Genomic DNA, 24,643 nt, shown 5'->3' on the forward strand with positions numbered 1-24,643 from the left:
CCAGTTTCCGGGCTGAATTTATCTTAGAAGCAGGGTGAGCGTTGATTCCAATACTAAGATTGGCCTGTTTGATACCCTAAAAGGTATGGCTATGAAGCAAAGCCGCGTGATTAAAGGTGCCCATTCATCAAATCCACCATCGCCCCGGCATGGGCATCAACGTGGCGAATATAGCGCATCACCGTTTCCGGCTTCTTCCAGGTGCCTTCCTGCATGATCTGCGCGGTGCTGTACTTATTGCTGGCCATGTCGATGGCGGCACCGACCCGGGTGCTATGTCCCGACCAGCCGCGATAGCGATTCTTATTGGGTTGCACGCCGGTGCCCGGTCCCGCTTCACGCCAGGCGCGGACGAAAATATCCTCCAGCGCGCGAGTCGAGAGCGGTTTATCGCAGACAATCTGCGCCTGGTTGGCGCGGTGCACCGGGCCAAAAATGAACGCGTCGGGTTCTGCGATCAGCCCGGATACCACCAGCCATTCGGTCAGCCGTTGTGATGAGAGATCGCCGAGTGCCTTAATCAGTCCCCCGGTCATCACAATGGTTTTGGTCCAGGCGACATCAAGAATGATACGGCCATCGGCCGAACGCGAAATGTCACGCACCCGCAGGCGGCTCAATTCACTAATGCGTAATAGCGTGGCGTAAGCTACATGCAAAAATGCCAGATCGCGCTGCTGCTGCAGGCGGTCAGCGCCCGCCCAGCGCTGATCCAGCTTAAGTAAATCCCGAATGCGAAAGGGGATGGCCTGGCCGGCACGTTCACCGGCTATCACCGCGCTGCGATTGATTTTTTTCACCGCGCGGAACACCAGCGGCGAAACATTGGGCGGCACCAGACCGGCGTTACGGTGTAACATGGAAATTAATGCCGCATGAGTCGCGATGGTAGAAGAGGCGCGTCCCGATGCCTGAAGCCACAGCAGGTAGTCACGCAGATCGGCAGGATCCATCGGTAAAAATTGCCGGCCATGTTCAGTCGCCCAGCGGCTGCCGATCCGCATAACGCTCAGCAACTGTCGCCACGTGTTATCAGAAAACGCCTCTTTATCACTGACAAATTCTCTCAGGCGTTCAGCAATATCCTCATCAGCACTGTGCATCAGGGCCGGGCTGGCGGTAATCCCGGGCAGGGTGTCCGTTTTACTCATTAATTTATGATGTCGCTACGTGAATTCTGTGCATGTAGCAGGGTCATCACCCGCCAGATTTAACGTAGCGGTGCCGGTTTTTTATGCACGGCGTGGAGCAGACACACTGCCTCATGTTAACCAAAGGTGATGATCCTGCGGATCCTGACTTCATATAATGCCAATTATATGAAGTCAGCTATTCTAACCGCTGAAAATCTGGATGGACAGCGCTAAAGGGGATGAAAAACGGTGATGGTGAAGTTTTTTCAACTGACAAACGCGCCGTCAGCTGTCAGGCTAAGGGTTGCCAGCTCAATGGTTCAGATTATCGCCTGATTTTGCAGGTTTTTTGCCCAACCTTTGCTTACTTACCCTCAGTGCGAGCCTGGTGCAGGTAACATGAAGTTAGCTCATCTTGCTTTGAAATTTAATCACTTTTCCTCACGCAGGGACTCTGGCATAACTAAGGTCATGTTAAATATTTTCGACAATATGACCACTGCTGAATTTGCAAACCTGTAAACGTTTTGAGAACTCCGGTAAAGGAGAGAACAGCGTCAGGCTGCAAGCAGAAATCAGGATGCCCGCTCGCGATGAAAAATGATTTTACCTTTAGTATAAAAAGCACGCGCTTCGATGAGAATTACAATCCCTCCAAAGATACGCGCATTACCACCAATTTTGCCAACCTGGCGCGCGGCAGCAATCGTGAAGAGAATCTGCGCAATGCGCTGATCATGATGAATAACCGTTTCAATTCGCTGGCGAACTGGGACAACCCCAAAGGCGATCGCTATGCGGTTGAACTGGATATCATTTCTGTGGAGATGAATCTGGGTGCAGGCGGCGAGGGCAAAAGCTTTCCGGCGATTGAGATCCTGAAGACCAACATCGTCGATAAAAAAACCAGTGAGCGCATTGAAGGGATCACCGGCAACAATTTCTCTTCATACGTGCGTGATTATGATTTCAGCGTTTTGCTGTCCGAGCATAATAAAGGCCGTTCCGGTTTCAGTATTCCGGATGACTTCGGCGTGCTGCACGGCAATATTTTCCGCCATTTTGTCAACTCAGAGACGTATAAGGCTAACTTCCGCAAAGCGCCGGTGATTTGCCTCAGCGTCTCCAGCAAAAATATTTACCGTCGTACCGGTAACCAGCATCCGGTACTGGGCATTGAGTATCAGCAAAATGAATCTTCATTGACCGATCTCTATTTTGCCAAAATGGGGCTCAGAGCGCGCTATTTCATGCCGGCCAACAGCGTGGCGCCGTTCGCCTTCTATTTCTCCGGTGATCTGCTGAGCGATTACAGCAACCTTGAGCTGATCAGCACCATCAGTACCATGGAAACCTTCCAGAAAATTTACCGCCCGGAGATTTACAATGCGAACTCACCGGCGGGCATTGAATATCAGCCAGACCTGTATCATCAGGATCACTCGCTGACCAAAATTGTTTACGATCGCGAAGAGCGTACACGCCTGGCGATTGAGCAGGGTAAATTTACCGAAGAGCAGTTTATTAAGCCTTACCACAGCATTCTGAAACAGTGGTCTGATCATTTCGCTCTTTGATTAACGAATAAATAAGGTTATTGATTAATGAAAACATTATTACCGACGTCAACCGCGGGCAGCTTACCAAAACCTTCCTGGCTGGCGCAGCCAGAGACATTATGGTCGCCGTGGAAATTGCAGGGCGATGAGCTGATTCAGGGCAAGCAGGACGCACTGCGTTTATGTCTGGACGACCAGCAGCAGGCCGGTATTGATATCGTCAGCGACGGTGAGCAAACGCGCCAGCACTTCGTCACCACCTTTATCGAACACCTTAACGGCGTTGACTTTGAAAATCGCAAAACGGTGCGCATCCGTAATCGCTATGATGCCAGCGTACCCGGCGTCGTGGGCGAAGTGAGCCGGCAGAAACCGGTCTTTGTCGATGATGCCAAATACCTGCGTCAGCTGACGCAGCGTCCAATCAAATGGGCGTTGCCTGGCCCGATGACCATGATCGACACGCTGTATGACGATCACTATAAAAGCCGTGAGAAGCTGGCCTGGGAATTCGCTAAAATTCTCAACCAGGAAGCGCGCGAATTAGAAGCCGCTGGCGTTGATATTATTCAGTTCGACGAGCCCGCGTTTAACGTCTTTTTCGACGAGGTGAATGACTGGGGCATTGCCGCTCTGGAAAGAGCCATTGAAGGCCTTAAATGTGAAACCGCAGTGCACATTTGCTACGGCTACGGCATCAAAGCCAACACCGACTGGAAAAAAACGCTGGGCACTGAATGGCGTCAGTATGAAGAGATCTTCCCGAAACTGCAGAGTTCCGGCATTGATATTGTATCGCTTGAGTGTCAGAACTCACGCGTGCCGATGGATTTGATTGAACTGATTCGTGGTAAAAAAGTCATGGTTGGCGCGATTGATGTCGCCACCAACACCATCGAAACACCGGAAGAAGTGGCTGCCACGCTGCGTAAAGCGCTGCAGTTTGTTGATGCCGATAAACTTTATCCAAGCACCAACTGTGGCATGACGCCACTGTCACGTCATGTGGCTTACGGCAAGCTGCAGGCATTAAGTGCCGGCGCAGAGATTGTGCGGAAAGAACTGCAAGGCTAACGCGTAACGCCTTATTTGTCTCTGACTCAGTCCGCAGGGTTTAAATATCCTGCGGCCTGAGCGTCGGTAATCAACATCCTTGCCGTGCCGCCTGTCTGGCCTCGCTAAATTATCCTTTATAAATACACGCTCCGACCATTACAAATTCCCCATTTTTATCTGATTCCTGCTCTGCATCTACTCCGGCGGGCAGCCTGAATATCATCGTCTATACTCAGCAACGCGAAGTGATATATGCCGCTGCTTTTCACGCTGCGCTGGCGTTAATTTGATTAGCCCGCGCGAACAACAGCCGCATTGACTCATCAGTACACGCTTTTTTCTGTGCTTTCATCCTTTAGGGACTTCCTGGTATGTTGCAATCTCAATCCTCCCGTTTGGGCAGTTTACTGCTGCTGCTGGCGGCACTCATCGGCTTTGCTGTCGCGTTGTATGCCTGGCTCACGCCACTCACCGGTGTTACCGGCACCATTGGCGCGCTGGGCGTCGCCATTGCCAGCGTCGTCCTGGCGGTGCTGACCTTTCTGCTGCGCGCGGCCACCGGCCGTGCCGGGCGCATTTTCCTGATCGTCATCACGCTGCTGCTGCTATGCGCGATCGGTTTTGCTGCCGCGCTGCTGCATCAGGGGATCATTACGCTGGCGATGATCATCGGCCTGATTGGTCTGATTATGCTGGCGCGCAATCCGGCGCATCGCGTTCGCCACGCCACTGCACAAGGAGCTAACCGTGCATAATGAAAAATACATTCCGCTGCTCAAAGTCGGCATGACCGCCCTGGCGCTGCTGATGGCACCTGCCACGCTACGCGCCGAGGATAAAGCCGCTGAGGCGTCGATGGGTACGCAGGAGAAACTCAACGTGGATGCGGCCGATCAGCAGGCGCCCGGCACCACGCACGCCACTGATGATGTCTCCAGCGGCAAGCGCGACGGCGAGAAAGTGGCCTCTGCCAGCCAGCCGGCCACGCCGCTGGTGCCCTCCACGGCGACGTGGGACAGTTTTCACGGCCAGCTCAACGCGCAGAAATACAGCCCGCTGAAACAAATCACCGCTGACAACGTCAGCAAGCTGAAAAAAATCTGGGAGTTTCACACCGGTGACGTTTCGGATGGCAAGGGCGACACGCCAGCGACCGTCTGGTCCGCCACGCCAATTTTTGCCAACGATACGCTGTACATCGGCACGCCATTTGATCGGCTGATTGCGCTGAATCCGGGCACCGGCAAGGAGAAGTGGCATTACGATACTAAATCGCCACGTCAGGCGCTGACCCAGCCGGTACTGAAAAATCGTGGCGTCTCTTACTGGCAGGCGAAAAATCCGCAGGTGGGTCAGGCCTGCCAGAAAATCGTTTATATGGGCACCGTTGACGGCAAGCTGTACGCACTGGATGCCGATTCCGGCAAGCCGTGCGAAAACTTTGCGGATAAAGGCGTGCTCAACGTCAACCAGTGGAATACGGTTAACGCTAAATTCCCGCTGTCCCTGCTCCAGCCGCCGACGGTGGTGGGTGATCACCTGATCGTTGGCTGGGCGGGCAAAGACTGGGCTTACGCAGAAGCGCCGCCGGGCACGGTGTTTTCAATTAACGCGCAGACCGGGGCACGTGAATGGACTTTTGACGCCATCCCGGCCAGCATTCGCCAGCGCACCGGCACGGCTAACGTCTGGACCCACATGTCGGCCGATGAAGCGCATGGCCTGGTTTATCTGCCGGTGTCATCACCTTCGCCAAACTACTGGGGCGGCAACCGCGTCGATCCAATTCCGCTCGGCACCTCCACGACCGCGCTGGATGTGAATACCGGCAAAGTGGTGTGGTCGCGCCAGTGGGTGCACCATGATGTGTGGGATTACGACATTAACTCAGCACCGACGCTGATGGACATTACCGTGAACGGCAAGCAGATTCCGGCGCTGATTCAGGCCACCAAGCAGGGCTTCCTGTTTGTGGTCAATCGCCTGACCGGTGAAGATGTCTGGCCGATTGAGGAGCGTCCGGTGCCGCAGGGGGATGGTTCGGTGCAGGGCGAGAAACTGTCGCCAACCCAGCCATTCCCGACCAAACCGGCACCGCTGCTGGATCAATCCAAAAAACCGGCGATCTGGAAGCTGGCTGATATTGTTGGCGCCGGTCAGTGCTCACGCCTGTGGGATAAGCTGAGCTATGACGGCATGTACACACCACCAACCACCCAAGGCGAAGGCGCACTGACCTATCCGGACAGCGCGGGCGGCGTGCAATGGGGCGGCGTGGCGTTCGATCCGCAAAAACAGATCGCCATTGTGAACACCTCACACATCGTGCAATACGTGAAGCTGTACAGCCGCGCCGATTACGACAAGGCCGATAACGGCTCGGGTAACGAGAGTGGTTTCGCCCCGCAGGAAGGCGCGCCTTACGGCCTGCGCCTGATGGTGGCGAATAACTGGCTGGGCATGCCGTGCTGGCAGCCGCCGTTTGGCGAGATTGTTGCGCTCGATATGCACACCGGTGATGTGAAATGGCGTCGACCGGTCGGCGCGTCGCAGCAGTACGGCTTCTTCATGCCGGAAAGCTGGGGCTCGCCAACCATTGGCGGTCCGGCAGTCACCGCCGGCGGCGTGATCTTTATCGGTGCCTCAATGGATGCCAAAGTACGCGCCTATTCACTGGATAGCGGCGAAGAGCTGTGGTCCGATCAGGTTGAAGCGCCCGCAGTTGCCAACCCCTCGGTGTATGAATACAAAGGCCGGCAGTATGTTGCCTTTGTCGCCGGTGGTAACACCATCCTGAAGGATCAGGTGGGCGATCAGGTGGTGGTTTACGCACTGCCGGAATAACCCAGCGCAGTAAACCAACAAAGTGGGGCCACGGTGCCCCACTTTTTTATGCCTGCAATAAAAACGGCGGCCATTGGCCGCCAAAACCTCAACAGGTGGTTGCCGTTGAGGAAGCAGTGGTACTGATGAATCTTTAACCTTTTACACCGCCCGCCGTCAGCCCGCTCACCAGCCAGCGCTGTGCCAGTAAAAACACCAGCGTGATGGGAATGGCGGACAGCACCGCCGCCGCCGCGAAATCGCCCCACAGATAGTTCTGCGGATTAAGATACTGTTGCATCCCGACCGCGAGGGTATAGCTGTTGACGTCGCGCAGCAGCAGCGAGGCGACCGGTACTTCGGTGACCGCAGCGATAAACGCCAGGATAAACACCACCGCGAGGATTGGCACCGAAAGCGGCAGCAATACCAGACGAAACGCCTGCCACGGCGTGGCACCATCCAGCGCCGCCGCTTCCTCCAGCGAACCATCAATGGTTTCGAAATAGCCCTTAATGGTCCAGACGTGCAGCGCGATGCCGCCCAGATAGGCGAAGATCACGCCGCCGTGGGTATTGAGGCCGAGAAACGGCAGATATTGCCCCAGCCGGTCAAACAGCGCATAGAGCGCCACCAGCGACAGCACCGCCGGGAACATCTGAAAAATCAGCATGCCTTTTAACAGGCTGGCGCGACCGGCGAAGCGCATGCGGGCAAACGCGTAGGCGCAGGTGGTCGAGAGCGCCACAATCCCCAGTGCGCTAATGGCGGCGATCTTCACCGAATTCCACAGCCATAGCAGCACCGGGAAGGGCGGCGGCGTCACGCGACCATCGGCATGGGTGACGCTGAACCCGAGCGCCAGCCGCCAGTGTTCCCATGAAATCTGTTCCGGGATCAGACTGCCGGTGGCGAAATTGCCGCTGCGTAGCGAGATGGCAATCACCATCAGCAGCGGGAACAGAATTGCCGCGATAAACAGCAGCAGCAGCAGATGCGTCAGCAGCAGACGCAGCTTCTGCGATTTCGGTTGTACCATGGCCATAACGCCTCCTTAATCAAACTTCATGCGTAGCGCTTTCAGGTTAATCACCGCCAGCGCACCGACCAGCAGGAAGATCAGCGTGGCGATGGCTGCCGCCAGGCCGAAGTCCTGACCGCCGCCGCCCTCAAAGGCGATGCGCCAGGTGTAGTTGACCAGCAGATCGGTGTAGCCCGCCGGCGTAGTGGTGCCGAGTCGATCGGGGCCACCATTAGTCAGCAGCTGCACCAGTACGAAATTATTGAAGTTAAAAGCAAAGCTGGCGATCATCAGCGGCAGTAGCGGTTTCAGCAGCAGCGGCAGCGTAATCAAAAAGAAATTTTGCAGCGGCCCGGCGCCATCCATCGCGGACGCTTCATACAGATCGTCCGGGATCGCCTTGAGCAAGCCCATGCACAGGATCATCATGTAGGGATAACCCAGCCAGGTATTGACGATCACCAGCATGGCGCGCGCCAGCGTCGGATCGCTGAACCACGCTGGCTTGAAGCCAAACAGCGCATTGAGCATGACGTTGATTTCGCCAAAACTCTGGTTAAACAGCCCCTTGAAAATCAGTATCGAAATGAATGCCGGTACCGCGTAGGGAAGAATCAGCATCACGCGATAGATGGCCTTGCCCCGCAGCGCTTCCCACTGCACCAGACACGCCAGCACCATGCCCACCGCGACCGTCAGCAGCACGGTCAACAGCGAAAACAGCATCGTCCAGCCAAATATCGCCAGGAAGGGTTTCTGGATGCCCTGATCGGTGAACACGCGGGCAAAGTTTTTCCAGCCCGCGCCAACGGTAAAGCCGGGGCTGAGCTGTTCGCTGGCCCAGCTGCCATCTGCGTTAATCTGCTGATAGAACCCCGTGTCCCGGTTAGCCTGATAGCGGGCACCGTTTTGCTGATTTCTCAGCTGTCCCGGTGCGTCCAGCACATACAGCGGCCGCGTGCCGGAAAACTGGCGCAGCGAACTCATCACCAGCTCGCGACCATCCGGCAGACGGGCAGTTAACTGACTCAGCGCCTGACGGTTTTGGGTGATGATTTTTAAGCTGGCGCGCGCGGTGGCGGGCAGCGTTGCTGGTGTCAGGCTGAGCTGCTGTGCCCCACCCACCGTGAAGGGCGCGGACAGGAAGCTGCTATCGCCTGTGCTGAGCGCCAGCTGCCAGCGATCGCCCTGCGGATAGAGCGCAAAGTTCATCGCGGCCCCGGCCTGATACTGGCGGCTCAGCAGCACCTGCTGCGCGCGCGCCTCACTGAGCTGGTTGGTGCTGCTGTAGTTGGTGAAGGCAATAGCGACGGTACAGGCCAGAGGAAACAGCACGAACAGCGCCATGCCGGCCAGTCCCGGATACACATAGCGCCAGGCATAGGCGCGCCGGTTGGTGTAAATCCACAGGCCTGCGGCGCTGACTACCAGCGTGACCAGCGCAAACAGGTATTCACCCTGAGCATACATCAGCACCAGAAGGTAGCCGACCAGCAGACAGCCGATCCCGACCAGCAGGCTGCGCAGCACCAGGCTGTGCCGTCTCTTTTGCGGTATTCCTGACATGATACGGTGTTCCTTAACAGCCAGTGGCGAGCCGACAGCCGTCGGCTCCGTAACAGCATTACTTATTGAGACGCGCCTGCGCATCCTTCAGCGCCGCATCGACGTTTTGACGACCACTCAGCGCATTCAGCGTCGCGGTGCGCATCGCATACCAGAAGGCCGCCATCTGCGGGATGTTAGGCATGATGTCGCCATTGCGCGCATTGTTCATGGTGGCGGCGATGCGCGCGTCTTTCTCCAGCGTTTGCTGGAATGACTTCAGGGTGACCGCGCCCAGCGGCTTGTCCTTGTTAACCGCGTTGAGACCGGCGTCAGTCAGCAGGTAATTTTCCAGAAACTCTTTGGCCAGCTCTTTATTAGGACTGGCCGCGTTGATGCCCGCGCTCAGTACGCCGACAAAGGTTTTGGTTGGCTTGCCGTTCAGCGTCGGTAACAGTGTAACGCCGTAGTTGATGCCGCTTTTGTCGATATTGCTCCACGCCCACGGACCGTTGATGGTCATCGCGGTTTGTCCTTTATTGAAGGCCGCTTCGGCAATCGAATAGTCAGTATCGGCATTAAGGATTTTGGCTTTCACCTGATCGACGAGGAACTGCATGCCTGCTTTCGCGCCGGCGTTGTCGACGCCGGTATCTTTCACGTCATAGCCGCTATCGGTCTTTTTGAAAGCATAGGCGCCACCGGCGGCCAGCAGCGGCCAGGTGAAATAGGGTTCCTGCAGGTTAAACATGATGGCGCTCTTGCCTTTGGCGCGCAGCTGCTTATCCAGCGCCGCCATCTCTTCCCAGCTTTTCGGTGGGGTGGGAAGCAGATCTTTGTTGTAAATCAGCGACAGCGACTCCACAGACACCGGATAGCCAATCAGCTTGCCGTTGAAGCGCACTGCATCCCAGGTAAACGGAAACAGCTTTTGCTGGAAGTTTTGATCCGGCGTGACTTCGGCGAGCAGCCCTGACTGGGCATAGCCGCCAAAGCGATCGTGCGCCCAGAAGATAATGTCCGGACCGTCACCCGTGGCGGCAACCTGCGGATATTTCTCTTCCATTTTGTCCGGGTGTTCGACCGTCACGCTGATACCGGTGTCCTGCTCGAATTTTTTGCCTACCTCGGCGAGGCCGTTATAGCCCTTATCACCATTGATCCAGATGACCAGTTTACCTTCTTCAATTTTGGCCACGGCCGAAGCCGAAAACAGTACGGCCGTAAGGGCGGAAAGGGCCAGAACGCGTGCGCCGGTTTTCATTGTCATAACTCCATCCTGTTAGCGGAAGCGGAAATCATTAGTGGCATCATTGTGCGGCGTTATGCCATTTCCTCATCCTCCTGCGCTCTACGCCCAAAGGCACTAAGCCGTGATCGCGCTTGCAAAACAGCGCCTTAATACGCGCTGGCGCACACTATTGACGCATCAGCTCTGCGTGACAGCTCACAAAATTGCCGTGAACGTCGCGCCGGCGCGGCTGGCGTGCGCGTACTCCTCCTCCCGCCTCATCCCCCAGTAAAAACCCACACGGTGGAGGATGTTGCGCCGTCTGCGCCTGCCCATAGTGGTCGCCGGAGTCTGCCTGCGGTGCTGCAGGCAAGCATGAGCCTGCGAAGAGGAAAGCATCATGGCGAGCGTTGCGTTACACCATGTCACCAAGGCCTGGGGCGATACCGAGGTATCAAAAGACATCAATCTGGAGATCGGCGAAGGGGAATTTGTGGTGTTCGTCGGTCCCTCCGGCTGCGGCAAATCAACGCTGTTACGCATGATCGCCGGCCTGGAAACCATCACCCGCGGCGATCTGCTGATTGGCGGTCAGCGTATGAACGATGTTCCGCCCGCTGAGCGCGGCATCGGCATGGTGTTTCAGTCTTACGCCCTTTATCCGCACCTTTCGGTGGCCGAAAACATGTCGTTTGGCCTGAAGCTGGCCGGCGTAAAGCGTGCTGAAATCCAGCAGCGCGTCAATCAGGTGGCAGAGGTGTTACAGCTGGCGCACCTGCTGGAACGGCGGCCCAAAGCCCTATCGGGCGGACAGCGGCAGCGCGTGGCCATCGGGCGCACGCTGGTGGCCGAACCGCGTGTGTTTCTGCTCGACGAGCCATTGTCCAATCTTGATGCCGCGCTGCGCGTACAGATGCGCATTGAAATCTCACGCCTGCACAAGCGCCTGAAGCGCACCATGATTTACGTTACGCACGATCAAATCGAAGCGATGACGCTGGCCGACAAGATCGTGGTGCTGGACGCCGGTCGCATCGCCCAGGTCGGTAAGCCGCTCGAACTCTATCACTATCCCGCTAACCGCTTCGTTGCCGGCTTTATCGGCTCGCCGCGCATGAATTTTCTGCCCGTCAAAGTGACCGCCACCGCCATCGATCAGGTGCAGGTGCGTTTGCCCAACGATCAGCTTGTATGGCTGCCGGTGGAGAGCGCCGGCGTCCAGATCGGCAGCAACATGTCGCTGGGTATTCGTCCGGAACATCTGCTCTCCAGCGACATCGCCGATGTCACGCTGGAGGGCGAAGTGCAGGTGGTTGAGCAGCTCGGCCACGAGACGCAAATCCATATCCAGATCCCCGCCATTCGTCAGAACCTGGTGTATCGCCAGGAGGACGTGGTGCTGGTAGAAGAGGGCGCCCTGATGGGTATTGGCCTGCCGCCGGAGCGTTGTCACCTGTTCCGCGAGGACGGGAGCGCCTGCCGCAGGCTGCATCAGGAACCCGGTGTTTAGCCCTGCAAAACAATAAAAGCAATGACCTCAGGAGATAGAAAATGTTAACTCTGCGCAAACTTCCCGTCGCGATTGCCATCGCAGCGGGTACGCTCTCCGCTCAAGCCATGGCGGTCGATTTTACGGGTTACGCCCGTTCGGGTATCGGCTGGACCGGCAGCGGCGGTGAGCAACAGTGCTTTCAGGCTACCGGCGCGCAAAGCAAATACCGTCTGGGCAACGAATGTGAAACCTATGCTGAACTGAAACTGGGTCAGGAAGTGTGGAAAGAGGGCGATAAAAGTTTCTATTTCGATACCAACGTCGCCTATTCCGTTTCCCAGCAGAATGACTGGGAAGCGACCTCACCGGCCTTCCGTGAAGCCAACGTTAAAGGTAAAAACCTGATCGATGCGCTGCCGGGTTCCACCATCTGGGCCGGTAAACGCTTTTATCAGCGTCATGATGTTCACATGATCGACTTCTACTACTGGGATATCTCCGGTCCGGGCGCCGGTCTGGAAGATGTCGATCTCGGGTTTGGTAAGCTCTCGTTCGCCGCGACACGCTCTTCCGAAGCGGGCGGCTCTTACACCTTCTCCAGTGACCAGATTCGTGATTACGCCACCAGTACCGCCAATGACGTTTTTGATGTACGTCTCGCCGGCATGGAAACTAACCCCAATGGCGTGCTGGAACTGGGTGTCGACTATGGCCGCGCCAACGCGCGTGACGGTTATCGCTTAGATGACGGCGCGTCGAAAGATGGCTGGATGTTCACCGCGGAACACACGCAGAGCATGCTGAAAGGCTACAACAAGTTTGTGCTGCAGTACGCCACTGATGCGCTGACCTCGCAGGGCAAAGGCCTGCCGCAGGGCAGCAACATCAATAACAACGGCAATATGTACCGCATCCTCGATCACGGTGCGATCTCGCTGGCCGATCGCTGGGATCTGATGTACGTGGCGATGTACCAGAACGTCGATCTGGATAACAACCGCGGAACCGAGTGGTACACCGTCGGCGTACGTCCTATGTACAAATGGACGCCTATCATGAGCACCCTGCTGGAAGTCGGCTATGACAACGTTAAGTCACAGCAGGTCAGCGAACGCAACGGCCAGTACAAAATTACCCTGGCGCAGCAGTGGCAGGCTGGCGACAGCATCTGGTCACGTCCGGCGCTGCGCCTGTTCGCCACCTACGCCAAATGGGATGAGAAGTGGGGCTACAGCAAAGACGCCTCCGGCGATATCACTTCGCTGGCCGCGGCGGACAGCAGCGGCAACGGTCTGTTCACCAACAGCCGTGGCGACAACGATGAGTGGACCTTCGGCGCACAGATGGAAATCTGGTGGTAAGGCGCTGCGCAGGTTAAGCAAACATCCGCCGTGCGGCAGACGCACGGCGTATTCGGACAGCGGCAGCCATTGCCTGGCCCACGTCGCTGCCTGACAGCTTGTTGGGATATCACAATGAAAAAACATCTTATTGCCTTCTGCCTGAGCAGCGCGCTGCTGACCGGCGTCATTATGCCAGTTCAGGCCGACATCAATCTGGTACCGCAGGATCTTTCCGCGGCGCCGTCCATTCCCACCGCGCGGCTGCAGCAGCTCAGCTGGCAGCCGGTAGATGCAACGCGTGCACAAACCACCACGCTGACACAAAGCGCAACGCCGCTGGATGTACGTGGCGTGACAGGAGCCATCGCGGCTTACAGCCTGCCTGCCAATCAGGGCGAGCTGACGGTTACGCTAAGCAGCGAGGTGGTACACAATCAGGTCTTTGCCCCTAATGTGCTGGTACTGGATGAAAACCTGCAGCCGGCCGCGTGGTTTCCGAGTCGCTTCTTTAGCTATCAGCAGCCCGGCGTGATGAGCGCCGACCGGCTGGAAGGGGTGATGAAGCTGACGCCGGTGCCGGGCCAGCAGAAGATCTATTTGCTGGTGTTCACCACCGATCAGGATTTAACCCAGACCACAACGCTGCTGGATCCGGCCAAAGCTTATGCCAAAGGCACCGGCCATGCGGTACCGGATATTCCCGATCCGGTGGCGCGTCACAGTCGCGACGGCAAAATCAAACTGAAAGTGGCAACCAGTTCCGGCTCGTCGATTCTGGTCGGCCCGCTGTTTGGCTCAGCCGCGCCTGCCGCTGTCACCGTTGGCAGCACCCGGCCGGCCATGGCCGCCACGACGGCGCACGCGCCAGCGCCTGAACCGGCACCGCTGGAGAATGAGACGGAAAGCTATTTCAATCAGAGCATTCGTCAGGCGGTGCAACAGGGCAATATCGATAAAGCGCTGAAGCTGCTGGATGAAGCAGAGCGTCTGGGATCGACATCGGCGCGGCAAACCTTTATCAGCAGTGTTAAAGGCAAGGGGTGAAACTGCCCCGACAGTGCTGAGTTGCCCCACCTGGTGCGCTTCGGCGCACCTTTTTTATGGCACTCCGACCTGCACGCAGCAGGTCGGTTTCGTGCTACTTACGCTGACGCTGGCGTGAATGTACCGCCGTCAGCAACGCATCAATTCTGTCATCCTCCGCCATCGCTTCCAGCGTTACGCTGAGTTTACGTCGCCAGTTGGGATACTGATCGACGGTGCCCGGCACGTTGACCGGCAGTGCCATATCCAGCCACTCTTCCGGCTGCAAACCGAGCAGCGCACATTGGCTGCGGGCCAGATAGCGATGGATCGCCTGACTAAGCTGATGGCTCATGCGGACGCTGGCCCGCCGGAAGCGGCGGCGCGGCGGCAGATCACCGCTGCGCAACAGCGTACGCAGCAACGCCTGTTTAGCCAGGCGCCGATCGCGATACAGGCCAGCGAGAATCGCCCGATCGGGGTAAAGCCCCAGCGCACTGCCCAGCCGCAAATCGTCACTTTGCCACCAGCCGCGCAGCGTCGGCATATCATGGGTGGTGGTAACGGCCATCGCCTGACGCGGCCACGCCGCGGGCGCGCGGAAGTGGCGCTGCGATTCCTGCTCAAAGTAGAGCACTTTGTAGGAGTACACACCGGCGTCGCGCAGTTTATCAACGATGGCTTCCGGCACGGTGCCCAGATCCTCGCCAATCACCATGCAACGATGGCGCTGGCTCTCCAGTGCCAGAATCGCCAGCAAATCATCCACCGGATAGTGCACATAGGCACCGTGCGCCGCGCTTTCGTCCTTCGGTATCCACCATAAACGCAGCAGCGCCATCACATGGTCAATGCGCAGTGCGCCGCAGTCGCGCATGCTGGCGCGCAGCAGGGCGATCCATGGTTCATAGCCGCGCGCGGCCATCACCTGCGGGTCCATCGGCGGCAATCCCCAGTTCTGACCGAGCGGACCGAGGATATCCGGCGGCGCGCCAACGCTGGCGTCCAGGCAGTAAAGCTGCCGATCGCGCCAGGTTTCCGCGCCATCCGCCGCCACGCCCACCGCCAGGTCGCGATACAGCCCGATCGCCATCTGCTGCTGCTGACACAGTTGCCAGCAGGCGGCGAATTGCTCTGCCGCCAGCCACTGCAGCCACATGTAGAAACGCACCTCGTCGCTGTGCTCAATGCGAAACGCCAGCACTGTCGCACTGTTGGCCTGCTGCCATTCGGCCGGCCAGTGTTGCCAGCCATAGCCCGTGCCATCCTGGGCGCTGCGCGCCGCGTGCAGCGCATCAAACAGCCCCTGATGCAGCAGGCTGTCGCCCCCGGCACGCACAAACTCCGCAAACGCCTGCGCCTGTCCATCATCTGCCGTGCGCCGGCGAAACTGCTGCCAGGCAAGCCGCAGTCCCTGCAACTTAAGCCGGGTGACGGCAGTGTAATCCACCCACGCGGCATCACGCGTTGCCCGAATAGCCTGCTGCGTCTCCTCAGCTTGCCACCAGGCCTGCGCCGCGTCGCTGAGGCCAAAATCTGCCACAGCGCCCACGTCGATATAGACGATGTTGAGCCAGCGCCGGGAAGAGGGACTGTAAGGGCTGGCGCTCTCCGGTGCGGCAGGAAACAGCGCGTGCAGCGGATTGAGCCCGACAAACGCGCCGCCGCGCCGCGCGGTTTCAGCGATCATCTGCCGCAGATCGCCGAAATCCCCGATGCCCCAGTTAGCCGCAGAGCGCAGCGTATACAGCTGAATACAGCTGCCCCACAGCGATTCGCCCGCCAGCAGTTCCGCAGGTTCGTAGCAGCGGCGGGGTGCCACTATAATCGGGCAACGGTGACACTGTAACTCCTGGGTCAATGTCAGCTGGTGATAACCGGCGGGCAACGCGGGCAACACCAACGCTTCACCTGGCTGGCAGCGCCCGGACCAGTTTTCGCCGCTTTCGCTCGTCAGCTGCCATTCCGCATCGGCGCTGAGCACCGGTGCCAGACTCAGTGGCTGTCCGACATAAAAAATCACCACCGGCGGCAGCGGTGCGGAGCCGTCCGCAGGGGCCTGCATCAGCGCGGCGAGACGCTGATGGGTAAGAGCAGAAATCTGCCGCGGTTTTCCGTGCGCATCAATATATTCCGCAGCGATAAGCGCGTCAGCACGGCGATCAAGAGCATCTTTGGGTTTCATGGCGTTCCTTAGCGGCTGGCCTGCCAGATACGTTGCTGATAGTCACGAATGGCGCGATCGGCACTGAACATGCCGCAACGCGCGGTATTGAGGATTGCGGCGCGCGTCCAGGCCTCAGGATCGGCCCACAGCGCTTCAACCTGCTGCTGCGCGTTGAGATAGTGGCGAAAATCAGCCAGTACCAGATAAGGATCGCCGCCTTGCGCGCCCAGGCTGTTGACCAGATCGCTGAACGCCGTGCGGTCGCCGTTACTGAAGGTGCCATCTTCCAGCGCGGTCAGCGCGCGATCCAGCTGCGCGTCCTTACTGCGCCAGTTCAATGGCGAGTAACCGGCCTGTTTCAGCGCGCTGACCTGCTCTACGGTATGGCCAAAGATAAAGATATTCTCTTCACCGACCTGCTGCGCGATTTCAACGTTGGCCCCATCCAGCGTACCGATGGTGAGTGCGCCGTTCAGCGCCAGCTTCATATTGCCGGTACCGGATGCTTCTTTGCCCGCAGTAGAGATCTGTTCCGAGAGATCGGCGGCCGGGATCAGGCGCTCGGCAACCGACACGTTGTAATCAGGGATAAAGACAATTTTCAGCCGGTCGCCGACGCGCGCATCGTGGTTGATGGTTTCCGCCACTTTATTGATGGCGTAGATGATGTTTTTTGCCAGCGCATAACCCGGCGCCGCTTTGGCACCAAACAGCATCACGCGCGGAGCCAGATTGGCCTGCGGATCGCTGACCAGCGTTTGCCACAGCGCAATCATATGCAGCAGCATCAGGTGCTGCCGTTTGTATTCGTGCAGCCGCTTGATCTGGACGTCAAACAGCGCATCAGGCTGCACCGCAATGCCGGTTCGGGCGGCGATCCACTCTGTCAGTGCCTGCTTGTTGTGCTGCTTAATGGCGCGATATTCGGCGCGGAAGGCGGCATCGTCGGCGAATGGCGTCAGATCCTGCAGCGCATCGAGATCGTTAAGCCACGGACGCTGCAGCGTTTTGTTGATCAGCGCCGCCAGCGCCGGATTGCACTGGTTGATCCAGCGACGCGGCGTGATGCCGTTGGTGACATTGTGGAACTTCTCCGGCCACAGCGCGTGATACTCGGGGAACAGGTCCTGTACCACCAGCCGCGAATGCAGCGCCGCCACGCCGTTGACTGCAAAGCTGCCGACCACGCACAGATTTGCCATGCGCAGTTGCTGATCGTGCACCAGCGCCAGTTTTGACCAGATCGCCTGATTACCCGGCCAGCGTGCCTCAACCTGCTGTTTTAGCTGCGCATTGAGCGTATTGATGATCATCACATGGCGCGGCAGCAGGCTGCGCACCAGGCGCAGGCTCCAGCACTCCAGCGCTTCCGGCATCAGCGTGTGGTTGGTATAGGCGAAGGTGCGCTGAGTAATGCGCCAGGCGTCCTGCCAGCTGAGCCGGTGCTCATCCAGCAGCAGGCGCAACAGCTCCGGGATGGCCAGCGTCGGATGCGTATCGTTCAGCTGGATCACTTCATAATCCGCTAACGTTTCGATGGCTCGCCCCGCGGCCTGATGACGGCGCAGAATATCCGCCAGCGTACAGGCACACTGGAAATACTGCTGCATCAGACGCAGCTTTTTGCCGGCCTGATGGTTGTCATTCGGGTAGAGCACTTTGGTCAGTTTTTCCGCCTCAATGCCTTGCTGTTCTGCACGCAGAAAATCGCCGTTATTGAAACGCTGGAGATCAAACGGTCGGGCATGCTTTGCCTGCCACAGACGCAAGGGCTGCGTGATGCCGTTGCGGAAACCGACCACCGGCAGATCCCAGGCTTCACCCTGCACAACAAAAGCAGGCTGCCAGTGCGTCACGCCGTCAATGCTGGTCACACTGCCGCCCAGTCCGACCTGCACGTCAAGCGCCGCGTTGTGGCGAAACCAGGGATAACGATCGCGCTGCCAGTCATCCGGCTGTTCGTGCTGCGCGCCCCCGACAAAATGCTGGCGAAACAGGCCGTACTGGTAGTTCAGGCCATAGCCGATCGCAGGCTGGCCGGTGGTCGCCATCGCATCGAGAAAACAGGCGGCCAGCCGTCCCAGACCGCCGTTGCCCAGCGCCGGATCGGTTTCACGCTCCAGCACGTCACTCAGCGTCACGCCTGCTGCGGCCAGCGTCGCTTTGACGCCGTCGTACCAGCCGAGATTCAGCAGATTGTTGCCGGTCAGCCTGCCCAGCAGAAACTCCATCGACAGATAATTAACGTGGCGCTGTCCGCCAGCGGCCGGCTGCACCGGTATATCCGCCAGCAGTTCGGCCAGCGCGCCGCTCAGCGCATGCCACCACTGGTCGGGGCTCATTTCCTGCGCATCCGGCAGGCCAAAACGTTGCCACTGGCGCACCAGCGCGGCAGAAAAACGGTCAGGGTCAAATGTGGGCAGTGCCATAGGGAAACTCCAGTCGAATAAATAGGGTTACAGGCAGTGTGACGCTGCCGCCAGGCGGCTACCTCCTCCTGTAAAAAATTCCACGGGGAGGACTGGGAGGGTGGAGAGGCTGAGGTAAATCTGAAAGCGCGGCAGGAGTGTGATAACACTCGCTTTTGTAAAGCGTAACTAATCAGTTCGCTTGCATTCAGTAACCGAATCTCCGAACGTGTATGACTATTAATTACGAAGCGTAAAAAAATGATGCGCTGAACGTTAACGGAGAAGCGTGCGCCCATGTTGATACCCTCAAAACTGAGTCGTCCCGTTCGTCCTGAAAGCACGGTTACCCGCGATCGTCTGCTGCAAAAGCTCAGCGCAGCGGCGAATTACCGGCTGGTGCTGATTGCCAGCCCGGCGGGCTACGGCAAAACCACGCTGGTATCGCAGTGGGCGGCTGATAAAAGCGAGCTGGGCTGGTATTCATTAGACGAGGGCGACAATCAGCCGGAGCGCTTCGCCGATTACCTGATCGCCGCGCTGCAGCAGGCTACCCGCGGCGCATGCAGCCGCAGCGAGACGCTGGCGCAAAAGCGTCAGTACGTGAACCTCAATGCGCTGTTCGCCCAGCTGTTTAATGAGCTGGCCGCGTGGCAGCAGCCGCTGTGGCTGATCATTGATGATTATCATCACATCACCAATCCTGCCGTGCATGAAGCGATGCGCTTTTTCCTGCGCCATCAGCCGGATAACCTGACGCTGGTGGTGCTGTCCCGCAATCTGCCGCAGTTGGGTATTGCTAATCTGCGCGTGCGTGAACAACTGCTGGAGCTGGGCAGCCAGCAGCTGGCCTTCACCCATCAGGAGGCGAAACAGTTCTTCGACTGCCGCCTGAGTGCGCCGCTCGCGCCGGATGAGAGCAACCGTCTGTGTGATGATGTAGCAGGTTGGGCGACCGCGTTACAGCTGATCGCACTGTCCACCCGTCAGGGCGCGGCATCGGCGCAGGACTCCGCTCGCCGGCTCTCCGGTATTAATGCCAGCCACCTTTCCGATTATCTGGTCGAGGAAGTGCTGGATAACGTCGATGCCGCCACGCGCCATTTTTTGCTGAAAAGCGCGTTATTGCAGTCGATGAATGATGCGCTGGTCGCCTGCGTGACCGGTGAAGACAACGGGCGCATGCGGCTGGAAGAAATTGAACGTCAGGGGCTGTTTATTCAGCGCATGGATGATTCAGGGCAGTGGTTCAGCTATCACCCGCTGTTCGGCAGCTTTTTGCGTCAGCGCTGCGAATGGGAGCTGGCCAGCGAGCTACCGGCCATTCACCGCGCGGCCGCGCAAAGCTGGATGGCGCAAGGTTTTCCCGGCGAGGCGATTCATCATGCGCTGGCGTCCGGCGATACCGATATGCTGCGCGACGTGCTGCTGCAGCATGCGTGGACGCTGTTCAACCGCAGCGAACTGGCACTGCTGGAGCAGTCGCTGAATGCGCTGCCGTGGCGCACGCTGCTGGCCAGTCCGAAACTGGTACTGCTGCAGGCCTGGTTGATGCAGAGCCAGCATCGCTTTTCTGAAGTTAACCGGCTGCTGGCGCGCTTTGAGGAAGGCTGCGACTGCGAAATTGACGCCGCGCTGCAGGGCGAATTCAATGCGGTGCGCGCACAGGTGGCCATCAATCACGGCAACGCCGACGAAGCAGAGCGGCTGGCACGGCTGGCGCTGGAAACGCTGCCGGAAACGCGTCGCTACAGCCGCATTGTGGCCACCTCAGTGCACGGCGAAGTGATGCATTGCAAAGGTGACCTGACCAACTCGCTGGCGCTGATGCGGCAAACCGAACAGATGGCGCGCCGCGATGAAGCCTGGCACTACGCGCTGTGGAGTTTGATTCAGCAGAGCGAAATCCTGTTCGCGCAGGGCTTTTTACAGTCAGCGTGGGAGATTCAGGAAAAAGCGTTTGTGCTGGTGAGTGAACAGCATCTGGCGAACATCCCGCTGCACGAGTTTTTACTGCGCATCCGTGCGCAGCTGATGTGGGCGTGGGGCCGGCTGGATGAGGCCGAACACGCCGCGCGCGCAGGCATCAAAGTCCTGAAAGGCTATCCGCCCCAGCAGCAAATCCAGTGCCTTGGGCTATTGATTCAGTGCTCGCTGGCACGCGGCAATCTGGATAATGCGCGCAGCTATCTCAGCCGGCTGGAAAACCTGATGAATAACGGCGTGCTGCACAGCGACTGGATTGCCAACGCCGACAAAGTGCGGCTGATCTACTGGCAGATGACGGGCGATGCGCAGAGCGCCAGCCACTGGATGCGCCATACCGATAAACCCGCCTTTGCCAACAATCATTTTTTGCAGGGCCAGTGGCGCAATGTGGCGCGGGCGCAGATCCTGCTGGGCAACCTCAGCCAGGCCGAAGTGATCCTCGATGAGCTGAATGAGAATGCGCATGCGCTGCGGCTGATGAGTGATTTAAACCGTAACCTGCTGCTGCTTAATCAAATCTACTGGCAAACCGCGCGCAAAGCGGAGGCGCAGCAGGCGCTGCTCGAAGCGCTGAAGCTGGCACGCAGCACCGGCTTCGTCAGCCACTTCGTGATTGAGGGCGAAATGATGGCGCAGCAGCTGCGCCAGTTAATTCAGCTCAATACGCTGAGCGAACTCGATCAGCATCGGGCCCGGCGCATTCTCAGTGAGATCAACAAGTATCACCGGCATAAGTTTGCCCATTTCGATGAGGGCTTCGTCAGCCGGCTGTTGAACCACCCGGATGTGCCGGAGCTGATTCGCACCAGTCCGCTGACCCAGCGCGAATGGCAGGTGCTGGGGCTGATCTATTCCGGCTACAGCAACGATCAGATCGCCGGCGAGCTGGACGTCGCGGCAACCACCATCAAAACCCATATCCGTAATCTGTACCAGAAGCTGGGCGTCACCCATCGCGCCGAAGCGATGCACCAGGCGCAGTCAATGCTGAAACTGATGGGCTACGTTTAAGGCAGAAGTCGTGTGGCGGTGGATCTCATTACCTCGCAGAGCGCGTATAACGCTGGGCATGACTTGATATATGCATGAGGGAGTGAAATACTTGTAATGACATTTGTATGTACAAGAGGTGTAGGACATGGGCAGCATCAACCTGCGTATTGATGATGAACTCAAAGCACGTTCTTACGCTGCGCTTGAAAAAATGGGGGTGACTCCCTCTGAAGCGCTTCGTCTCATGCTTGAGTATATCGCCGAAAATGAACGTTTACCGTTCAAACAGACACTGCTGAGCGACGAAGATGCTGAGCTGGTCGAAATAGTGAAAGAGCGGCTTCGCAATCCTAAGCCAGTTCGTGTGACGCTGGATGACCTTTGATGGCCTATTTTCTGGATTTTGACGAGCGGGCACTAAAGGAATGGCGAAAGCTGGGCTCGACGGTACGTGAACAATTAAAAAAAAAGCTGGCTGAAGTACTTGAGGTACCCCGTATTGAAGCGAACAAGCTTCGCGGTATGCCTGACTGCTACAAAATAAAGCTCAGGTCTTCAGGTTATCGCCTTGTCTATCAGGTGATAGACGAGAAGGTGGTGGTTTTCGTGATTTCGGTTGGTAAAAGAGAACGCGCGGAGGTTTATAACGAGGCCGTGAAGCGCATTCTCTAAAACTAAGCCGGGTATTTCTGTTTCACCTTTAAAGTATCATTCTGCTTTAAGCTAACAGAGTCATCGTATTGCCACTGAATCTGCTCCAGACGCTCCCCGGCGTGCACTGAACCACAACTCAGCTTTGTGCCGCGAGCTGGCGCGTAAGCCACGCATCCAGCTCGCTTTCCGGCAGCGGGCGCGCATAGAAGTAACCCTGCGCCTGATCGCAGCCGTACTCCGCCAGCGCAGCAACGGTGTCGACATTCTCTACGCCTTCAGCCAGTACGGTGTAATCCAGCTGTTTCAGCATGGTAATGATGCTGCGTGCGATAATCCGCGACGCGGTATCTGAGGCGATTTCGCTGATCAGCGCGCGATCAAGCTTGATCACATCCAGCGGCATCCGTCGCAGGTAGCCGATATTGCTGTAGCCGGTGCCAAAGTCATCCAGCGAGATGCCAAACCCACGCAGCTTGAGCATCTCCAGCCCCTGTAGCGCGGCGGGACTGTTAATAATCTGCTCGGTCTCCAGACATTCAATGCCCAGCAGCGAGGTCGGCAGGCGGGCCTGCAGCATCTTCGTTTCCAGCGCATCGGCAAAGCCGGGATCAGAGAAGTCGCGGCTGCTGATATTGATGGTCACTGGCAGCTGGAGGGGGCTGTGCTGCAGGCGTTTTAACCTGGCGATCGCCTTGTCGGTCACCCAGCTGGTTAAGGCGCTGAGCAGCTCGGTCTGTTCCGCCAGCGGGATAAACAGATCGGGAGCGAGTTCGCCGCGCTGCGGATGCCGCCAGCGCACCAGTGCCTCCAGTCCAATGGGCCGGCCACTGTTCAGGCAGATCTTCGGCTGGAACGCCAGCCACAGGCCCTGATCCTGTTGCAGTGCCGCAGCCAGATCGTTCATCAGCAGAAAGTCCTGAGTGCGGCGCTGATCGGCCACCAGGCTGAAGCTCATGGCGGGCACCCGGTTGCCGATCGCCTCATGCAGCGCACTCACCGCCCGGCGCAGCACTTCCTGCGCGCGAAGTTCTGCTGGAATGAAAATGACCTCGCCGGTAAAGCAGGTGAGGGCGACAGAGATGCCCGCGTCCAAATCCGCGCTGATCCCTGCCAGGTTTTCCGCCACCGATGCGGCGGTCAGCGGGCTGTTATCCATGGTGAGAATCGCAAAACGCCCGGTGGCGACGGTATAAATGATGTCGTCCGCACCGGGCTGCAGGCGCAAAGGCAGTAACGTGGTGACGTGCTTCAGCAGGCTTTCCACCGGCCCCATGCCCATGGAGCGCGCCAGCTCGTAGGCGCGCGGCATGTCAATGCAGTCGATCAGGATCAGCCGCTGCGGCGTCCGGTCCCCGATGGAGGCCAGCCGCTGCAGGTCGCGAATCAGGCGCTGGCGGTTAGGCAGTGCCGTGACCGGATCGGTGAAGCCGGCGCAGTGCCACGCTTCGAGGAATGACATCACCAGATCGGCCAGCAGCTGTAATACCTTCACCTGATCAGCGCTGAACGGGTGCGGTGCAACGTCGGTCACGCACAGCGTGCCCAGCACGTAACCGTCACGATGCCTGAGCGGCACACCGGCGTAAAAGCGGATAAAAGGGGCACCGATGATCAGCGGATGACGGGCAAAACGCGCATCCAGCAGGGTGTCGGAGATAACTACCGCGCCGTCACTGTCCACGGCGTGGCGGCACAGCGAGTCCTCGCGGGAAGACTGCTCCAGCGCAAAATTGTGGGCGGCGCAGATATGCTGATGTTCATCATCCAGAACCGAGACAAAGCTACCTGGAATACCCAGTGCCTGACTGGTCAGCCGGACAAAGTTTTGTAATACGTCGTCACGGCTTTCGTCGCGACTGCGCAGCGCCTTCAATGCCCGCGCACGGCGATCGTCGTCACCGTTGAAATTCATCAGCATAATTTCCTCCGCGCCGGCCTGGTTCCGATGCGAAATTTAACAGCAAAAAGTACAGTATGCGGCCTGCAACACCCTGCCGCTGGCGTGGTTAATAAGCGTAAATATTATAATGGTCTTTCTCATGGTAGGCTTAACACCGGCATCTGTCATTTTTATTTTCTTTAACGAAATTTTTAAGCAGCGACGATTCTGATAATTTATCGTAATATTTTTATCAGTCTGATTGATAACAGGTTATGAGTCCTTACTGCTAACTCTAATTAAGTAGAAGGTACAGGTATTAGACAT

Annotated in this window: 17 protein-coding genes; 10 read left to right on the top strand and 7 right to left on the bottom strand. The window is 57.8% G+C overall.

Features of this window, described 5'->3' with window-relative positions:
- Positions 1 to 110 precede the first annotated feature (110 nt).
- Entirely contained in the window at positions 111 to 1,151 is a 1,041-nt protein-coding gene (locus C1N60_RS23070; RefSeq protein ID WP_262258172.1) for a tyrosine-type recombinase/integrase, read from the bottom strand.
- A gap of 575 nt (positions 1,152 to 1,726) precedes the next feature.
- Between C1N60_RS23070 and C1N60_RS23075 the strand changes: the two genes are divergently transcribed.
- From C1N60_RS23075 to C1N60_RS23090, 4 genes are all read left to right on the top strand, one after another.
- Positions 1,727 to 2,710, top strand: coding sequence for a DUF1852 domain-containing protein (locus tag C1N60_RS23075; RefSeq protein ID WP_262258170.1), 984 nt, complete (start codon positions 1,727 to 1,729; stop codon positions 2,708 to 2,710).
- A gap of 27 nt (positions 2,711 to 2,737) precedes the next feature.
- Positions 2,738 to 3,766: a methionine synthase gene (locus tag C1N60_RS23080; protein ID WP_021509410.1), complete on the top strand. Its 1,029-nt coding sequence runs from the start codon at positions 2,738 to 2,740 to the stop codon at positions 3,764 to 3,766.
- A 353-nt stretch (positions 3,767 to 4,119) separates the two neighbouring features.
- On the top strand, positions 4,120 to 4,503 hold the full coding sequence (locus tag C1N60_RS23085; protein WP_150360275.1) for a hypothetical protein: 384 nt from the start codon (positions 4,120 to 4,122) through the stop codon (positions 4,501 to 4,503).
- A gap of 31 nt (positions 4,504 to 4,534) precedes the next feature.
- Complete coding sequence (locus C1N60_RS23090; RefSeq protein ID WP_394522009.1) at positions 4,535 to 6,592, top strand: pyrroloquinoline quinone-dependent dehydrogenase; 2,058 nt, start codon at positions 4,535 to 4,537, stop codon at positions 6,590 to 6,592.
- Positions 6,593 to 6,725: 133 nt separating this feature from the next.
- Here the strand turns inward: C1N60_RS23090 and malG are convergent, their stop codons facing one another.
- Genes malG through malE form a run of 3 tightly spaced genes read right to left on the bottom strand, consistent with a single transcriptional unit; the run spans position 6,726 to position 10,407 of the window.
- Entirely contained in the window at positions 6,726 to 7,616 is an 891-nt protein-coding gene (gene malG, locus C1N60_RS23095) for a maltose ABC transporter permease MalG (RefSeq protein ID WP_058759158.1), read from the bottom strand.
- A 9-nt stretch (positions 7,617 to 7,625) separates the two neighbouring features.
- Complete coding sequence (malF, locus tag C1N60_RS23100) at positions 7,626 to 9,158, bottom strand: maltose ABC transporter permease MalF (RefSeq protein ID WP_262258166.1); 1,533 nt, start codon at positions 9,156 to 9,158, stop codon at positions 7,626 to 7,628.
- Positions 9,159 to 9,216: 58 nt separating this feature from the next.
- Positions 9,217 to 10,407 (bottom strand): maltose/maltodextrin ABC transporter substrate-binding protein MalE, encoded by a 1,191-nt coding sequence (malE, locus tag C1N60_RS23105; protein WP_165899346.1) that lies wholly within the window; start codon positions 10,405 to 10,407, stop codon positions 9,217 to 9,219.
- Positions 10,408 to 10,768: 361 nt separating this feature from the next.
- Between malE and malK the strand changes: the two genes are divergently transcribed.
- From malK to malM, 3 genes are all read left to right on the top strand, one after another.
- Positions 10,769 to 11,878: a maltose/maltodextrin ABC transporter ATP-binding protein MalK gene (malK, locus tag C1N60_RS23110; RefSeq protein WP_021509417.1), complete on the top strand. Its 1,110-nt coding sequence runs from the start codon at positions 10,769 to 10,771 to the stop codon at positions 11,876 to 11,878.
- Between the two features lie 41 nt (positions 11,879 to 11,919).
- Positions 11,920 to 13,221: a maltoporin gene (locus C1N60_RS23115; RefSeq protein WP_104187313.1), complete on the top strand. Its 1,302-nt coding sequence runs from the start codon at positions 11,920 to 11,922 to the stop codon at positions 13,219 to 13,221.
- A gap of 114 nt (positions 13,222 to 13,335) precedes the next feature.
- The gene (malM, locus tag C1N60_RS23120) at positions 13,336 to 14,247 is read left to right on the top strand and encodes a maltose operon protein MalM (RefSeq protein WP_394521879.1); all 912 of its coding nucleotides are present in this window, start codon (positions 13,336 to 13,338) and stop codon (positions 14,245 to 14,247) included.
- A 94-nt stretch (positions 14,248 to 14,341) separates the two neighbouring features.
- On the opposite strand, the gene malQ is transcribed toward malM, so the two are convergent.
- Together malQ and malP are read right to left on the bottom strand one after the other, a co-directional pair.
- Complete coding sequence (gene malQ, locus C1N60_RS23125; RefSeq protein WP_262258161.1) at positions 14,342 to 16,411, bottom strand: 4-alpha-glucanotransferase; 2,070 nt, start codon at positions 16,409 to 16,411, stop codon at positions 14,342 to 14,344.
- A gap of 8 nt (positions 16,412 to 16,419) precedes the next feature.
- Positions 16,420 to 18,822, bottom strand: a complete 2,403-nt coding sequence (gene malP / locus C1N60_RS23130; RefSeq protein WP_262258159.1) for a maltodextrin phosphorylase — start codon at positions 18,820 to 18,822, stop codon at positions 16,420 to 16,422.
- 276 nt (positions 18,823 to 19,098) lie between these two features.
- On the opposite strand from malP, the gene malT reads away from it, so the two are divergent.
- The 3 genes from malT (at position 19,099) to C1N60_RS23145 (ending at position 22,455) form a co-directional block, all read left to right on the top strand.
- On the top strand, positions 19,099 to 21,801 hold the full coding sequence (gene malT, locus C1N60_RS23135; protein WP_150059019.1) for an HTH-type transcriptional regulator MalT: 2,703 nt from the start codon (positions 19,099 to 19,101) through the stop codon (positions 21,799 to 21,801).
- A gap of 127 nt (positions 21,802 to 21,928) precedes the next feature.
- Positions 21,929 to 22,168 carry a type II toxin-antitoxin system antitoxin RelB gene (gene relB, locus C1N60_RS23140; protein WP_058759167.1) on the top strand — a complete coding sequence of 80 codons (240 nt, stop codon included), beginning with the start codon at positions 21,929 to 21,931 and terminating at the stop codon, positions 22,166 to 22,168.
- Positions 22,168 to 22,455, top strand: a complete 288-nt coding sequence (locus C1N60_RS23145) for a type II toxin-antitoxin system RelE family toxin (RefSeq protein WP_394521880.1) — start codon at positions 22,168 to 22,170, stop codon at positions 22,453 to 22,455. Before relB ends, C1N60_RS23145 begins: the two co-directional genes overlap by 1 nt.
- A gap of 118 nt (positions 22,456 to 22,573) precedes the next feature.
- On the opposite strand, the gene C1N60_RS23150 is transcribed toward C1N60_RS23145, so the two are convergent.
- A complete protein-coding gene (locus C1N60_RS23150) occupies positions 22,574 to 24,355 on the bottom strand; it encodes a bifunctional diguanylate cyclase/phosphodiesterase (protein WP_136548388.1) in 1,782 nt (593 codons plus the stop codon).
- Positions 24,356 to 24,643 lie beyond the last annotated feature (288 nt).

This window comes from Pantoea sp. SGAir0184 (assembly GCF_043544755.1).